This is a genomic window from Chryseobacterium artocarpi (assembly GCF_001684975.1).
Taxonomy (GTDB): domain Bacteria; phylum Bacteroidota; class Bacteroidia; order Flavobacteriales; family Weeksellaceae; genus Chryseobacterium; species Chryseobacterium artocarpi.
Window position 1 is genome coordinate 277,395 of record NZ_MAYH01000045.1, and the last position, 15,720, is coordinate 293,114.

At 36.2% G+C, this 15,720-nt stretch carries 16 protein-coding genes; 1 reads left to right on the top strand and 15 read right to left on the bottom strand.

Features of this window, described 5'->3' with window-relative positions:
* Positions 1–21 precede the first annotated feature (21 nt).
* The 4 genes from sufC to BBI01_RS16125 all read right to left on the bottom strand — a co-directional run bounded on the left by sufC (position 22) and on the right by BBI01_RS16125 (position 3,074).
* Positions 22–765 (bottom strand): Fe-S cluster assembly ATPase SufC, encoded by a 744-nt coding sequence (gene sufC / locus BBI01_RS16110; protein ID WP_065395668.1) that lies wholly within the window; start codon positions 763–765, stop codon positions 22–24.
* A gap of 30 nt (positions 766–795) precedes the next feature.
* On the bottom strand, positions 796–1,206 hold the full coding sequence (gene uraH, locus BBI01_RS16115) for a hydroxyisourate hydrolase (RefSeq protein ID WP_065395669.1): 411 nt from the start codon (positions 1,204–1,206) through the stop codon (positions 796–798).
* 22 nt (positions 1,207–1,228) lie between these two features.
* Positions 1,229–2,677, bottom strand: a complete 1,449-nt coding sequence (sufB, locus tag BBI01_RS16120; RefSeq protein ID WP_065395670.1) for a Fe-S cluster assembly protein SufB — start codon at positions 2,675–2,677, stop codon at positions 1,229–1,231.
* Between the two features lie 67 nt (positions 2,678–2,744).
* Positions 2,745–3,074 (bottom strand): HesB/IscA family protein, encoded by a 330-nt coding sequence (locus BBI01_RS16125; RefSeq protein WP_047098035.1) that lies wholly within the window; start codon positions 3,072–3,074, stop codon positions 2,745–2,747.
* 145 nt (positions 3,075–3,219) lie between these two features.
* On the opposite strand from BBI01_RS16125, the gene BBI01_RS16130 reads away from it, so the two are divergent.
* Positions 3,220–4,068, top strand: a complete 849-nt coding sequence (locus tag BBI01_RS16130; RefSeq protein ID WP_065395671.1) for a GLPGLI family protein — start codon at positions 3,220–3,222, stop codon at positions 4,066–4,068.
* Positions 4,069–4,123: 55 nt separating this feature from the next.
* Here BBI01_RS16130 and ypfJ read toward each other — a convergent pair whose 3' ends face one another.
* The 11 genes from ypfJ to nrfD all read right to left on the bottom strand — a co-directional run bounded on the left by ypfJ (position 4,124) and on the right by nrfD (position 15,709).
* The gene (gene ypfJ / locus BBI01_RS16135; protein WP_065395672.1) at positions 4,124–4,981 is read right to left on the bottom strand and encodes a KPN_02809 family neutral zinc metallopeptidase; all 858 of its coding nucleotides are present in this window, start codon (positions 4,979–4,981) and stop codon (positions 4,124–4,126) included.
* A gap of 128 nt (positions 4,982–5,109) precedes the next feature.
* Complete coding sequence (locus tag BBI01_RS16140) at positions 5,110–7,188, bottom strand: LTA synthase family protein (protein ID WP_065395673.1); 2,079 nt, start codon at positions 7,186–7,188, stop codon at positions 5,110–5,112.
* A gap of 213 nt (positions 7,189–7,401) precedes the next feature.
* Positions 7,402–7,920: a 6,7-dimethyl-8-ribityllumazine synthase gene (gene ribH, locus BBI01_RS16145; protein WP_065395674.1), complete on the bottom strand. Its 519-nt coding sequence runs from the start codon at positions 7,918–7,920 to the stop codon at positions 7,402–7,404.
* A 3-nt stretch (positions 7,921–7,923) separates the two neighbouring features.
* Positions 7,924–8,631, bottom strand: a complete 708-nt coding sequence (locus BBI01_RS16150) for a YfgM family protein (protein ID WP_065395675.1) — start codon at positions 8,629–8,631, stop codon at positions 7,924–7,926.
* Between the two features lie 206 nt (positions 8,632–8,837).
* Complete coding sequence (locus BBI01_RS16155) at positions 8,838–9,374, bottom strand: adenine phosphoribosyltransferase (RefSeq protein ID WP_065395676.1); 537 nt, start codon at positions 9,372–9,374, stop codon at positions 8,838–8,840.
* Positions 9,375–10,580: an NTF2-like N-terminal transpeptidase gene (locus BBI01_RS16160; RefSeq protein WP_065395677.1), complete on the bottom strand. Its 1,206-nt coding sequence runs from the start codon at positions 10,578–10,580 to the stop codon at positions 9,375–9,377. It abuts the gene before it with no gap.
* Between the two features lie 50 nt (positions 10,581–10,630).
* Positions 10,631–11,644 carry a hypothetical protein gene (locus BBI01_RS16165; protein WP_065395678.1) on the bottom strand — a complete coding sequence of 338 codons (1,014 nt, stop codon included), beginning with the start codon at positions 11,642–11,644 and terminating at the stop codon, positions 10,631–10,633.
* Between the two features lie 140 nt (positions 11,645–11,784).
* A complete protein-coding gene (locus tag BBI01_RS16170) occupies positions 11,785–13,116 on the bottom strand; it encodes a quinol:cytochrome C oxidoreductase (RefSeq protein ID WP_065395679.1) in 1,332 nt (443 codons plus the stop codon).
* 8 nt (positions 13,117–13,124) lie between these two features.
* Positions 13,125–13,802: a c-type cytochrome gene (locus BBI01_RS16175; RefSeq protein WP_065395680.1), complete on the bottom strand. Its 678-nt coding sequence runs from the start codon at positions 13,800–13,802 to the stop codon at positions 13,125–13,127.
* 1 nt (position 13,803) lies between these two features.
* A complete protein-coding gene (locus tag BBI01_RS16180) occupies positions 13,804–14,325 on the bottom strand; it encodes a DUF3341 domain-containing protein (RefSeq protein WP_047098680.1) in 522 nt (173 codons plus the stop codon).
* Positions 14,312–15,709, bottom strand: a complete 1,398-nt coding sequence (nrfD, locus tag BBI01_RS16185) for an NrfD/PsrC family molybdoenzyme membrane anchor subunit (RefSeq protein WP_065395681.1) — start codon at positions 15,707–15,709, stop codon at positions 14,312–14,314. The genes BBI01_RS16180 and nrfD overlap by 14 nt, the downstream gene beginning before the upstream one ends.
* Between the last annotated feature and the right edge of the window lie 11 nt (positions 15,710–15,720).

Below are 15,720 nucleotides of genomic sequence, written 5' to 3' on the forward strand. Positions count from 1 at the left end.
CTGAAATAATACTTCTTATGATTAGTTAAGAAGCCAGTCGTACCCTTTTTCTTCAAGTTCTAAAGCAAGAGATTTATCACCAGTTTTGATGATTTTTCCATTAGCTAAAACGTGAACGAAGTCCGGTTGAATATAATTAAGCAATCTTTGATAGTGGGTAATCAAAAGAACTGCGTTTCCTTCATTTTTAAAAGCATTTACACCGTCTGCAACAATTCTTAGTGCATCAATGTCTAATCCTGAATCTGTTTCATCAAGAATAGCCAATTTCGGGTCCAGCATCATCATCTGGAAGATCTCGTTTCTTTTCTTTTCACCTCCTGAAAATCCTTCATTTAATGATCTTGAAAGGAAATCTTTTTTGATTCCTAATTTTTCAGATTTTTCACGGATTAAAGCAAGCATTTCTTTTGCTGGCATTTCAGCTAATCCGTTTGCTTTTCTTGTTTCGTTTAAAGCAGCTTTGATGAAGTTCGTTACAGAAACTCCCGGAATTTCCACTGGATATTGGAAAGATAGGAAGATTCCTTTGTGTGCTCTGTCTTCAGGAGCATCTTCAATGATGTCTTCTCCTTGGAAAATGATTTCTCCACCTGTCACTTCGTAATCCTCTTTTCCAGCGATTACAGAAGAAAGGGTAGACTTACCAGCTCCGTTTGGTCCCATAATAGCGTGAACTTCGCCTGGCTTTATTTCAAGGTTAATCCCTTTTAATATTTCTGCGCCGTCTTCAATTTTGGCGTGAAGGTCTTTAATTTGTAACATTCTTGCTAACTTTTTCTTTTTATAATTGTACTAGCTTCCTCTGTATGTGGAATATCCAAATGGTGATAAAGTAATCGGAACATGATAATGCTCGTTGTCTTTGATCTTGAATATTACTTCAATAGCCGGATAGAAGCTTTCTATATTTTTATGTTTGTAATAATCTTCTATGAAGAATACAAGTTTGTATTTTCCGTTATTATCGGTTTTTTGATATGGTAAAAAATCTGAAACCCTGCCATTATTATCAGTTTGCTTTTTACCCAAAGAAACCCATTGTTTTGTGGTTTCATTATATTTTTCCAGTTCTATTTCAACTTTTCCTGCTGGTTTCCCTTCTGAAATATCAAGAATATGACTTGATAATTGAAATCCTTTTTTTTCCTGAGCGGAGAAACTTAGAAAAATAAATCCAAAAAATGCCAATAAGAACTTTTTCATAGAGACTATCTTTTTCAATTGATTACCCAACTGATCCTTCTAATGAGATTTCTAATAGTTTCTGAGCTTCAATAGCAAATTCCATTGGAAGTTTATTTAATACCTCTTTACTGAAGCCGTTTACGATCAAAGCAATTGCTCTTTCCGTATCGATACCTCTTTGGTTACAGTAGAAGATCTGATCTTCCCCGATTTTTGAAGTCGTTGCTTCGTGTTCCAATTGTGCGGTAGGATCTTTGATTTCAATGTAAGGGAAAGTGTGTGCTCCACATTCATTACCCATCAATAAAGAGTCGCATTGAGAGAAGTTTCTTGCTCCTTTTGCAGAAGGCATTACTTTTACCTGTCCTCTGTATGAGTTTTGAGATTTTCCTGCAGAAATACCTTTTGAAATGATCGTTGATTTGGTGTTTTTTCCAATGTGGATCATTTTTGTTCCTGTATCTGCATATTGGTGGTTATTCGTTACCGCGATAGAGTAGAACTCTCCGATTGAATTGTCACCTTTCAGAATACAAGATGGGTATTTCCAAGTTACAGCAGAACCTGTTTCCACCTGTGTCCATGAGATTTTTGCATTTCTTTCGCAAAGACCTCTCTTCGTTACAAAGTTGAATACACCTCCTTTTCCTTCTTCATTACCTGGATACCAGTTCTGTACTGTAGAATATTTAATTTCAGCATTATCCATTGCGATCAACTCAACAACGGCAGCGTGAAGCTGGTTTTCGTCTCTTGATGGAGCTGTACATCCTTCAAGATAAGAAACATAACTTCCTTCGTCTGCGATAACAAGTGTTCTTTCAAACTGTCCTGTTCCTGCCTGGTTGATACGGAAATACGTAGAAAGTTCCATTGGGCATTTTACCCCTTTTGGAATATAACAGAAACTTCCGTCAGAGAATACTGCGGAATTTAATGCTGCATAAAAGTTATCTCCTCTAGGAACTACTTTTCCAAGATATTTTCTTACTAAATCTGGATGATTTTTGATAGCTTCAGAGATAGAACAGAAAATAATTCCTTTTTCCATCAATGTTTCCTGGAAAGTGGTTTTCACAGAAACTGAATCTATTACGATATCTACAGCTACTCCTGAAAGTCTTTTTTGTTCCTCGATATTAATCCCTAGCTTTTCGAAAGTTTTCAATAATTCAGGGTCTACCTGGTCAAGGCTTTCCAGTTCAGGTTTTGCCTTTGGAGCCGCGTAGTAACGGATTGCTTGAAAATCTGGTTTTTCATATTTGATATTTGCCCAGTTAGGCTCTACCATTTTCAACCAGATTTTGAAAGATTCCAAACGCCATTCAGTCATCCATTCGGGTTCTTCTTTTTTAGCAGAAATCGCACGGATGATATCCTCATTTAAACCAATTGGGAAGTCTTCGTAATCAATCTTGGTTTCCCAACCGAATTCATATTTTTTATTTTCTAGATCGACTCTTAAATCGTCTTCAGTATATTTACTCATTATAATTTTTTAGATTTCAGATTTAGACCTCATATTTTTCTGATGTCTAGGATCTTATGTCTTTTTTCTAAAGACTAAATGATTCTCCACATCCACATGTTCTGGATGCGTTCGGATTGTTAAAAACAAATCCTTTTCCGTTCAATCCTCCTGAATATTCAAGAGTGGTTCCTGCTAAATAAAGGATGGATTTTTTATCTATAATAATCTTAATATCATTATCTTCAAAAATCTGATCTGTGTCTGTTTTTTGGTTGTCAAACTTTAAAACATACTCTAAACCAGAGCATCCGCCGCTTTTCACCCCAACTCTTATATAATCTTCAGCAGGGTTAAAACCATCTTCCGTCATAAGTTGGATGGCTTTCTCCTTTGCATAGTCTGATACTTTTATCATTGTATTTATTTAGAATGATTTAATGAGGCAAAAATACGAACAAAAATCAGGATATAAAAATCAGCATTTTTATTTTATCGATTTTTATCATTGATGAGTTTAACCTTGGTAATCTTTTGAAATCCAAAACATAAATTGACTCATAATGAAAAAATTAGGCATTATTGCTCTGGCACTCTTTATACAGCAGGTTTCAGCACAGACAAACAGGTTTGTATATCAGGTAACGATGAAGCCGGATGCTGAAAATAAAACAGATATTAAAACTGAAAATGCATATCTCGATATTTCTCCTGAAAAATCTGTTTTTTACTCTGAGAACAGAATTAAAAGAGACTCAATCATGCAGAAAGCCTTTCAGGCAGGCGGTGGAAGAGGAAATATCAATCGAGAGCAGATGGAAAGTTTAAGGACCAATATCAATTATACTGTAGAAAAGGATAAGACGAATCAGAAAACTTATTTTAAAGACAGAATAGGGCGAGATTTATATTCTTATGAAGAGGACAGACCATTGGTATGGAAAATTTCTTCTGAAACTACAAAAATAGGAGAGTATAAGGTCCAGAAAGCGGAAACAGATTTTGCAGGAAGAAAGTGGACAGCATGGTTTACTACAGATTTACCGTATCAGGATGGTCCGTATAAGTTTGGAGGGCTTCCCGGATTGGTGGTAAAGGCAGAGGATGACAAAGGGGATTATTCTTTTGATTTAATGAAAAATTATAAAATTGCTGAGTTTCCAACGTTGAATCAGTTTGGTAATACTTTAAAAGTGAAAAGAATGGATTTTGTAAAGCAACAGCAAAAGTTCAAATCAGATCCAATGTCCTTTATGACTCAGGGAACGGGAGGAATATCTGCTCCAATGAGAATAGGTGGAGGAAGAGGTCCCGGCGGAGGTAACGAGAATCCTGCTGATATGAGAAAGAGAATGGAAGAAAGGGTAAAAGAGGAAGCCAAAAAAAATACAAACCCAATAGAATTACAATAAATGAAAAGACTGTCTATATGAGACAGTCTTTTTTATTTTTAATGGTGTAATTTACTTATTTTAAAAGCTGATTAAAAGTATCACCTTGTTTGATATCACCTGTATTATAACCTTTCATGAACCATTCTTTACGTTGTGCAGATGATCCATGAGTAAAGCTTTCCTGATTCACATATCCTTGTCCTCTCTTTTGAATATTATCATCTCCTACGGCTTCAGCAGCATCTATAGCAGATTGTATATCTCCGGGTTCCAGAATCTTTTTTGAATCATCGGTACGTCTTGCCCAAACTCCGGCATAAAAATCTGCCTGTAATTCTGTAGCAACAGATACTCTGTTCATTTCTGCTTCTGAATATCTTCCACTTCTTCTTAAGGCGTCTACTTTCTGTGTAGTTCCTAAAAGTGTTTGTACGTGGTGTCCTACTTCATGAGCAAGAACATAAGCCACTGTGAATTCAGTTACTTTAGCCCCAAACCTCTGTTGAAGTTCACCAAAGAAGCTCATATCCATATATACTTTTTGGTCGGCAGGGCAATAAAATGGACCCATTGCAGATTGAGCGGTTCCGCATGCAGAATTTGTTGTGTCTTCAAAAAGTACAATTTTAGGATCAACATATGTCATTCCGTTTTCTTTGAAAACCTGATTCCAGGTTTGGGAATTCCAAGCATCAAGCATATCTACCATTTGCCCGATTTGTTTTTCTTCTGCTGTAAGTTCTCTTCTTTCAGAATTACCGGAAGATTGTACGCTGCCGGAATTCAAAATACCGGAAGGATCTCCGCCTAAAAAGAAAACAATAGCTGCTATAATTAAAGTTCCGAGTCCGCCACCTACGATCATACCACCTCCGCCACCGGAGCCACGGCGATCATCAACGTTGCCGCCTCTGTCGTCTGTCCATCTCATAATAATATGTTTTTTTGTATCCGTAAATTTATAAAATTAAAGTTTACGATAATTTATTAAAGTTACATCTGGTTTACTGCTCATTGAACTTTTCTGAAAACGAATATTTCATATTCTAAAATATAAAATTATCGGTTAAGTTGTTTGGTCTTCAGCCAATAAGATGTTGATTGATATGCTGAAATGGCATCATCTACCAGCTTCTGATCTTTATCTTTTAATAACTTCTCGTCATAGTATAATTTAAATTCAGGTGCTAAATTACTTTTTTCCAGTTCCAGAGAGTACTGTTTTGCTTTCTTAACCGGAGAAATGATTGTTAAACGATTGTCTTTTACGAAACCAAGATCTTGATATGTAGCAATATAAGCCTTAGGCTGAAATTCCGGTTTGAAAACATCTTGTCCCAGAAACTTAGATTTATAGCTGAAGTTCAATAATCCGAAAAGAGTAGGCATTAGATCAATCTGTGACATCAATGCATCAAACTTTTGTGGCTGGATAAATCCTTCTGAGAAGATCATTGCCGGAATTCTGTATTTGTCCATTGGAAGTTCTGTTTTTCCTGCACTGGATGCACAATGATCCGAAACAATTACAAAGACCGTATTTTTATACCAATCCTGCTTTTTTGCCATATCGAAAAACAGCTTTAAAGAGTAATCAGTATATTTTACCCCTCCTTCACGGGATTTGGCTGTTCCCGGAATATCAATTCTTCCATCAGGATATGTAAAAGGTCTGTGGTTGGAAACTGTCATCCAGTGATTAAAGAATGGTTTTCCTGATTTCGCTTCAGCATTCATTACCTTAATCGCTTTTCTTGCCATATCTTCATCCGCAACACCCCAAACGTTGGCAAAGGTGATTTCTTCCGGTTTAAAGTTATTTCTGTCTACAATATCATATCCATTTCCTCCAAAGAAGTCCTGCATATTATCAAAATAACTATATCCACCGTAAAGATATTTAACGTCATATCCTTTTGATTTGAAAACGCTTCCGGTAGTGAATTTATTCTTGTTATCATCTCTTTTAATGATACTTTCTCCAGCCGTAGGAGGAATGCAAAGAGTCAAAGCTTCCAGACCTCGTACTGTTCTGTTTCCTGTAGCATAAAGATTGGTAAACATAAGTGACTTTTCAGCAAGGCTATCCAGGAATGGAGTAATCTTCTGAGTGTTTCCATAATGTTCAAGGAAATCTGCGGAAAGACTTTCAATAGAGATTAAAACAACGTTTTTCTTTACTTCAGGCTGTTCTGCTACAATATTTCGGGATAATGTCTTCTGTGGATACTGGCTTAAGAAGTTCTTTTCTGCCTGCTGTTGATCAAGTTGTGAATAGAATTGGAAATAGTCCAGTTCATTATGAGTAAACGCCCAATAGAACTTAGGAATTCCGTTAGCTTCAATTTCATCAGCAAAAACGTTATCAGACTTTATTTGCATTAATGAAGGAATTACCATTAAACTGACAGCGCAGAGAATTGTAAATGTCCCCAGTAAGATCAATTTTTGTTTAAAATTGGGCAATTCAAGCAATTCATTTTTTGTTTTTTTATAGATGAACCATGTAATAGCAATAGTTACAGCTAAGATTGCAGAAAATAATGGAACTACAGGGTAACTTTCCATGATGTTTCCAATCACTTCATTGGTGTAGATCAGGTAATCTACGGCGATAAAGTTGTAACGAACTCCAAATTCATTGTAGAAGAAATATTCACTTACTCCGTTGAATATGATTGACAGCACATATAGAAGTAATGTGATAAAGTATAACACATTACGGATTTTGATTCTTTGTGTAGGAAGAAAAAGCATTAATCCGAACAGGAATGTTTTTAATCCGACAAAAGTGAGTGCAATTTCCGTTATGGAACCACCATATTGTTTGAAAATGTTATTGGGAATCAACCAAATGTAAAGGAAAAATAAAACCAAAGTACCAAAAATAATATAGCCATACGGTTTCTTATATTTCGAATTTGAAAGAAACAAAAAGTAGAGGGCTAATATGGCACTGGCTAAGGTAAAGACAAAAAAGTCATTGACAATACCTACAAAGAGTACTTTAATTACCTCAAAGAAGCTGAAACTTGCCGTTGTAATGGGGTGAAAAAAGAATACTGTCCTTATGATCAGAGACAGAATAAGATAAAAAACTCCTAAATACAGGAATGGTTTTACTTTTTTTAGAAACATGGATTTATGGTCTATACGATTTTCGCAAAGATAGTTGTTGTATATAACTTTTAGCTGAAAAAAAGTAAAACATAATATTTATTAATAAGATTTTAAGAATATAAGGCAGTGATTTAAACAAATGTTTAATGAATTTTGCATTATTCTAAAACCTTTCAACAAAAAAAGGACTATTAAAAAATAGTCCCATATATTGTTAAAGTATATCAAAGGTTAAGAGTGTCCGAAACCGATATTTCCTTTTTTATCAGATAGATTCTTTTTGAAATCAATCATTCTTAAAGCTGTAACTGCTGCTTCCACTCCTTTATTACCAAGGTCGCCTCCGCTTCTAGCGATAGATTGTTCCTTTGTGTCATCTGTTAATACACAGAAAATAGTAGGAGTATCCGTCATGATGTTACAATCCTTAATACCTTGTGCTACTGCAGAGCATACATAGTCGAAGTGAGGCGTTTCACCACGGATTACACACCCGATAGAAATTACTGCATCATATTTTCTTTCTTTGCAAAGCTGCATACTAGCATAGCTCAATTCAAAAGCTCCGGGAACAGGGAAAAGTTTAATGTTTTCAGGTTTTACGCCTTCTTTTTCAAGAATTTCCAAAGCTGCGTCACGAAGATTGTACGTTACAAAATCATTCCACTCAGAAAAAACAATGCCGATAGAAAAATCTTCGGCATTAGTTATATGAAGTGGCTTGTAATCGGAAAGATTAACTGTTGCCATTTTTTAATAATATTTAGTCATTTCAATGTAAGAATCAGACATTCCGTTGTCATAATCCTGATATTTCTCGTCAATTGCAGAGAAGTATTTTTTAGCTTCTGCATTTTTCTTTAATCCTAATGCTACAATACCTGCTTTTCTTGTGAAGAAATAAGTAGTATATGGATCATCAGATGCAGTAGCTGCTTTGTCTAATAGAGATAAAGCTTCGTCGTTTTTATTCAATCCTGACTTTGCATCTGCCATAGCACCATATTTCATAGCTACTAACGTTTTGTTGTCTGAAGAGAATTTATCTAAAAGATCATAAGCTTCCTGGAATTTTCCTTCTTTGAACTTCAATAAACCAGCGTTATAAGCAGATAATTGTCCGATGCTTGTTCCGGAATACTCATTAGAAGTACCAATGAATCCTGGGTTAGCAGCAGATTTTCCACCTAAAGCTTCTTTTTCTTTATTTTCATTAAGGTTTTTCTGAGCAGCAAGGAAACTTTTTACAGCTTCAGCATTTTTAGGAGCAACTACAAATTGCTTATATCCAAAGAATCCTAAAACCCCTAAAACTAAAACTCCAAATACAATACCTAAAGGTTTTGAATATTTTTCAAGAAATCTCTCAGTGTTTAAGGCTTCTCTGTCAAGATCTTTGAAGAACTCAACCGTTTCTTTACCTTCTTGCTCGTTCTGAGCATTCTTTCCCAATTTTGCCATAAGTTTTTAAAAATTGAATTGCAAATTTAATTGTTTCTTAGAGATTTACAAAATACTTTATAGGTATTATTATTTAAATCTTGAGAATTTGCTTTTATTTATCATAAAAAAGCTTCGACTCTGCTCTGCGTGACATTTCTAAACCTGAAGTTTTTCCAGTAATTGTCATGCTGAGCGAAGTCGAAGCATATTATTTATTCTGAATTTTAATATTCTAAAATGTGGTAGACTTCTGCACCGAATTTTTTCAGTTTTTCATCTCCTTTCAAGTCTTTTAAACCAATCAGGAAACTGAATTGAGAAACAGTAGCACCTTGTTTTTCTACTAATTTAGCGGCTGCTTCGGTAGTTCCTCCTGTTGCCAAAAGGTCGTCGTGAATTAAAACTCTTTGTCCTGGCTTTATCTGCCCTTCACGGGTTTCAATGATAGCGCTTCCATATTCCAAATCATATTTTTCTGAAATAACAGGTGGTGGAAGTTTTCCTGCTTTTCTGATTAAGATAAAAGGAACTTCTAATGCTACAGCAATAGCAATTCCGAACAGGTAACCACGGCTTTCTATTCCGCATACTGCATCTACTTTTCCTTTACTGTTTGCTGCAAGGTCCGCAATTACATCTTCATAAAGTTTAGGATCTAAGAAAATAGGTGAAATATCTTTAAACTGAATCCCGGGAATGGGAAAGTCTGAGATATTTTCAATTGTTTCTTCTAATTTTCTGATCAGTTCTGGTGAAGCCATTTATGGATTGATTTTATAGCTGGAAATTTTCCAGTCTCCGTTTACATTTTTAAGTCCGAAAGTTACTTTCAGAGAGGTTATTTTCCCACTTTTATCCGTTACGTCGTAAGTAGCATTTACACTTGCTCCATTAGCATTAGCAGCACTTGTGGTAATGTTTTTTACGCTTACATTTTTTACTGCACCAAAACCAGAGTTAGGATTTGAGAAAGACTCATAGCTTCCCCAGCTTGGGTTATTGGATGCATCATAAGCTGCTTTTAGGTTTTGAGAACTTACACTGCTTAAGAACTTGCTAACTGTATTTTTAGGATCTGCTGTCGGCTGTTTTGGAGCAGCAGGAGCCGTAGGTGTTGTGGTACCTGGATCTGTTGTTGTAGATGGAGTAGTGGCGGATGGGTTATTTGGATCTACCACTGCGCTTGGCTGTTGTACCACAGCTGCTGTATCAGTTTTAGGAACAGCAGGAACTTTCAGAGCTGCAGCGTTTACATCCAATCCGATTTTTGACATTTTGAACGTTTTTGCAGTTGTTTTTACAGAAACTGTGATGTCGATTTTATTATCTACTACTTTAGATGCCGGAATAGAAGAGAATTTAAGGTTAAATCCTTTAAAGTTGTTATCCTGCATTAAGTTTTTGGCTGTAGAAAGTCTTACTCCGTTGCTGAATACTTCCAATGTAGCTTCAAGCCCAGCTCCTGTGAATGATACAGGATTTCCTGCGGCATCTACAAGTCTAGGTACAATTTGAATAGCGGTAGGCGCACCACTTCCATCATCACCTGTTGGTCTTGTCACAATGCTTAAAGCTCCGGCTTTTACATCATTCGGATCGCTTTCTTTAGCTTTATCATCCCCGAAGATATTCATTTCACCTAGAGATGGCGGGTCAGTACTTACCCATTCTATACCGTTTTTTTGAGCGACTTCGTCAGCAAGGGTCATGATCTCAGGAACTTTCTTCCCGTTAATCAGTTTTCCAAGAGCTTTTAACTCATTTACGTCACCGTCAGCCTCTACACCAAATGTTTTAAGGATATAAAGAGCTTCATTAAACTTAATCTGTTTAATGGTTGGTAGGCTGGAAGTCATATCGTTAATACTTGACTGCAGCGTTTTAGTATTCGTAGCATCTACATGATCTTTCTTACATGCTGTAAAAAGCAACAGACTGAAAACAAGTAGAAAAGAAAACTTTTTCATTTTTATTTGGTTTGTTGCAAATTTAGTAAAACCTTTATTAATAGTTGATTTTATTTTTTGTTTTGTTTTTCCTGTAGGTCGTCTTTAAAGAAACTGCTGAAAATAGTCTGCATATTTGGGAATGAAGCGTCTTGCCAGTATTGCGTTTTATAATTGCTTATTTCCGTATTGAATTTTACACTTTCCATCTTATTTTCATTGCTGAAGCTTATTTCAGTAGTGTAAAAATTTTCATAGGAAATAACTTGATTATAGTCTTTCTCGCTTTTATGTTTTAGCTTAATAAATTCTATTTCATTAAATTCAAGAAGGTCTTTTAGTGTTTTCTGAGAATTTTTTTCAAAAGCAATATTTTGAATGCCTCTTAAATCAAAAAAACGGAAGCCAAATAATGCAAATTCTTTTTTCTGAAGATATTCTCCTATAACTTCTATTTCATCTTTTGAAGCTCCTTTAAGTTCTTTAATTCTTGTATTCTTCTTTTTAAATTCTTCAAGATTACCTACCTTTTTCAGTTTAGGAGGATTCAGTGAATTTCCGTAGTCCCAGCTTGCTGTTTGTTTTTTTTCCTCTTTTGGATCATTCAGTCTGAAAATTCTGTATTGTTCAACATTTGTACTTTTTAATTTTTTTGTTTTATTATCAAAAATATAGGTAATGACTCCATCCGCATAACCATTTAATTTGCTGTTGACCGTAACATAAGAATTAAAGTTTCCTTTAATAAGAATGTATTTTGCCGGTTTATTATTCTTGATCACGACAGTTTCGATTTCCTTTACCTGATCATTGATTTTCATGACAGGCTCAAATTCTGAATATGAAAGAGTAGCAACCGGAAAATTATTATAGACTAATTGAAATTTCTCTTGGGAGGGTACCAATGTTTGTTTTTCAATTTTACCATCAATATCTGAATAGGCAAGGATACTTCCATCTCTGCCAAATACTGAAACTTTAGAAAGTGGTTTATTGGTCTTTTCTGATATAAAGGTAATAGTCTGCGCACTCGTAAAGACGGAGATCAAGCTAAAGATAATGTAGAACAGGTAAATTCTTTTCATAGAGGGACTTTATTTTGGTATTAAAGTTTGAGCAGCTTTAATGTAAATGATATAAAGAGCAATTATTCACATCACGACATAAAAAAAGACTGATCGTTTGAACAATCAGTCTTTTAGAGTTTTATTTTGTTACAAGTTCCTTAGAAAGGATACTCATAAATTTCAGATTCGTGTAAGAATGGGTTTCCTGTAGGAATCAGTTTAAGCTTAGTTAACGCTGAAAGTACAGTAAACATAAATAATCCAGCTACGAATAGGATTGCTCCTAAAACTAGTAAGAATACTTCCGGAGTTTTCCAGTATGGTCCTACTGTTCCTGGCATTACCATGTTGAAGTAGTCTAGGATGTGCCCTAAAATAACTACTACAGCCATTGTAGTAACTACTTTGTAGTTTCTCTTGATGCTGCTACTTACTAATACCAATAGTGGTAATAAGAAGTTGATGATCAACATCGGTAAGAAAGTAGGAGAGTAGTGTTGGAATCTACCGAAGAAGTAGTTAACCTCTTCCGGAACGTTTGCATACCAATAAAGCATGAACTGAGCGAACCATGTATATGTCCAAAGCATACTTGTAGCGAAAAGGAATACTCCTAAATCGTGTAAGTGGTTATCATTGAACTGTGGTAAGAAACCGTTCTTCTTAAGGTAAACACTTAGTAAGATGATTACAGCAATACCACTTGATAGGCAGCTAACCATTGAATACCAGATGTACATTGTAGAATACCAGTGAGGGTCAATAGACATCAACCAGTCCCAAGCCCAAGCAGCAGAAGCAAATCCGAAGAATGCGATATAACCTACCGACCATCTGTAAAGCATTTGATACTCTACTTTAGACTTAGTCTCGTCTACTTTTTTAGATTGAGCTTTTAATTTCCAAGCGAAGAAAGAAGCACCAATCACATAGATTAGAGTTCTAACTGCATAGAAAGGAATATTTAAAAACTTTTTCTTTTCGAATAAGATCACGTCAAAGTGTGGATTATCTGGATCTGTTAAAGCTGGATCCATCCAGTGGAATAAGTGTCCGTTATGAGTGATGTTTAAGATCATTAAGATAACCAGGATTGCACCACCATAAGGGATAAAAGAAGCGATAGCTTCCATTACTCTTGTAATGATAATTGGCCATCCTGCGTGTGCAGCGTGCTGGATAGAATAGAAGAATAATACACAGCAGCTTACTCCAAAGAAAAATACAGCTACAAAATGTATTGCTGCTAAAGGCTGGTTATGAACCTGCATTTCTGCGTGCTCTAGGTGAGCAGCGTGGTCCTGTGGTCCAACCATTTCACTTGAGTGTGTAGGAGCAGTATGACCAGAAGCATGAACAGCTTCCATCATATGTTCTATTTTCTCAGTAGAAAGTCCTTTATTCATAAAGAAACCAATACCAAACAGAACTAAACCTACAACAAGAAGTATTATAGAAGTTGATTTTAATTTTGGTGAAAAACTATACATTTCTTTTCTTATTTTTTAGTTTCGGTAGTCGTTTCAGTTGCTGGCGCTGCGGCTGCCGGTGCTGCTGCTCCTTTTTTGAAAGCACTCATCACATACATAGCCACTCTCCATCTATCACCAGGGTTTAGCTGTCCAGCATAAGATCCCATCGCGTTTCTACCGTTTGTTAATACATAATGAACAGACCCTACAGTAAGCTCTCTGTCAGCATAGTTTGGTACTCCAGAGAATGCTCCCGTTTGTACAATTGGTCCTTGTCCATCACCTCCTGTTCCGTGGCATGCAGCACAAGTGTGGTCAAACAATACTTTTCCTCTTTCAAGATCCTTAGCTGCGTTAGCTGGGTTCAGAGGAGAAGCTGTTAGTTTTTTAGAAGCATCATACCCTGCGTTGTACTCGTCAACGTTCTTTGGTTTTAATCCTTCTTCAAAAACACCATCTTTATTCTGAGCAACTGATCCTTCTACTGGAGAAAGACCTGTTGCACCATTATTTTTAACAAAAGCAGGAATCTCATTTTCATGATCTGAATACGCATCCTGAGCTTTCATCAATGGATCATAAGCTACCGGAAAATACATGTCCGGGAAATATACCAATGGAGTATTCTCCTTTGGTCCGCAAGAGTTAAGTAAAACTGTTGTTAAACCTAAAACTGCTGTAATTCTTAATACATTCTTTTTCATTTTAAGCGTCTTTAACAGTTATTTCTTCAACTCCAGTTTCAATTAGCAACTGCTTTACAGATTCTACATCTTCAGTTACGAATTCCATCATGAATTTATCATCAGTAGTTCTTGGATCTGGGTTCTGAGCTGGAGCTCCTGGATACATTTTGTTTCTAACTAAGAAAGTTAAAGACATCATGTGAGCAGCACAGAATACCATTAATTCGAACATTGGAACTACGAATGCCGGCATGTTGTGTCCCCAGTCAAAAGCTGGTTTACCACCGATATTCTGAGGCCAGTCGTGGTTCATTACATACCAAGTCAAAGTAGCACCGATAGTAACCCCATAACAAGCATAGATGAAAGCAGCATCAGAAATTCTAGTTTTCTTTAATCCTAAAGCCTTATCTAGTCCGTGAACCGGAAACGGAGTATAAACCTCGTTTATTTTGATTCCTTTATCGTTGAATGCTTTAACGCCGTTCATTAAATCGTCGTCGTCAGCATAAAGTCCGTATACAATTTTAGTGGTGCTCATCTCCTTCTTTTGCTTTATAAGTTTCACCTGAGATTTTCAAAATCGATTTTAATTCAGCCTGTGCAATTACAGGGAATGTTCTTGCATATAATAAGAATAATACAGAGAAGAATCCGATTGTTCCTAAGTATACACCCACATCAATGATCGTTGGCTTAAACATTGTCCATGATCCTGGTAAGTAGTCTCTAGAAAGGTTGATAACGATGATATCAAAACGCTCGAACCACATACCGATGTTGATGATCAAAGCAACGATGAACGTCCAGATAATATTTGTTCTTAGTCTCTTGAACCAGAATGAAGCTGGAATAACAAGGTTACAGATGATCAATGACCAGAATGCCCACCAGTAAGGTCCTACAGCAGCACCTGGAGAAAGATATGTAAAGTCTTCAAATCTAGATCCTGAGTACCATCCGATGAAATATTCAGTTGCATAAGCTACAGTTACCATACCACCAGTTAAGATAATTACGATGTTCATAATTTCGATATGATACATTGTAATATACTCTTCCAAGTGACAAACTTTTCTTGCTACTAACAATAGAGTCTGTACCATTGCAAATCCTGAGAAGATCGCACCTGCAACGAAGTAAGGAGGGTAGATAGTTGAGTGCCATCCTTTAATTACTGAAGTCGCGAAGTCAAAAGATACGGTTGTGTGTACCGAGAATACAAGTGGAGTTGCTAAACCTGCAAGAACCAAAGAAAGTTCTTCAAATCTTTGCCAGTGTTTTGCTTTACCACCCCAACCGAATGCAAGGAATGTATAAATCTTTTTAGTCCAAGGAGTTTTTGCTCTATCTCTGATCATTGCAAAGTCAGGGATTAGTCCCATGAACCAGAATACAGTTGATACTGAGAAATATGTAGAGATCGCAAATACGTCCCAAAGTAGAGGAGAGTTAAAGTTCCCCCAAAGAGAACCGAATTGGTTTGGTAATGGGAATACCCAGTATCCAACCCAAACTCTACCCATGTGAATTACAGGGAAAATAGCTGCCTGTACAACCGCAAAGATCGTCATCGCCTCTGCAGATCTGTTTACAGACATTCTCCATCTCTGTCTAAATAATAATAATACCGCTGAGATTAGGGTCCCGGCGTGACCGATACCTACCCACCATACGAAGTTGGTAATATCCCAACCCCAGTTAATAGTTCTGTTAAGCCCCCATGCTCCAATACCTGTCCCGATAGTATAAGCGATACAGCCGAATCCATAGATGAATAGAACTAGTGCAGCATATAATGAGATCCACCATAATTTACCTGCTCTTTCTTCGATAGGTCGTGCAATATCTTCTGTGATATCGTGATAAGTTTTGTGACCAATAATTAGAGGTTCCCTTATCGGAGCTTCGTAATGTCCTGACATTTTTTACCTAT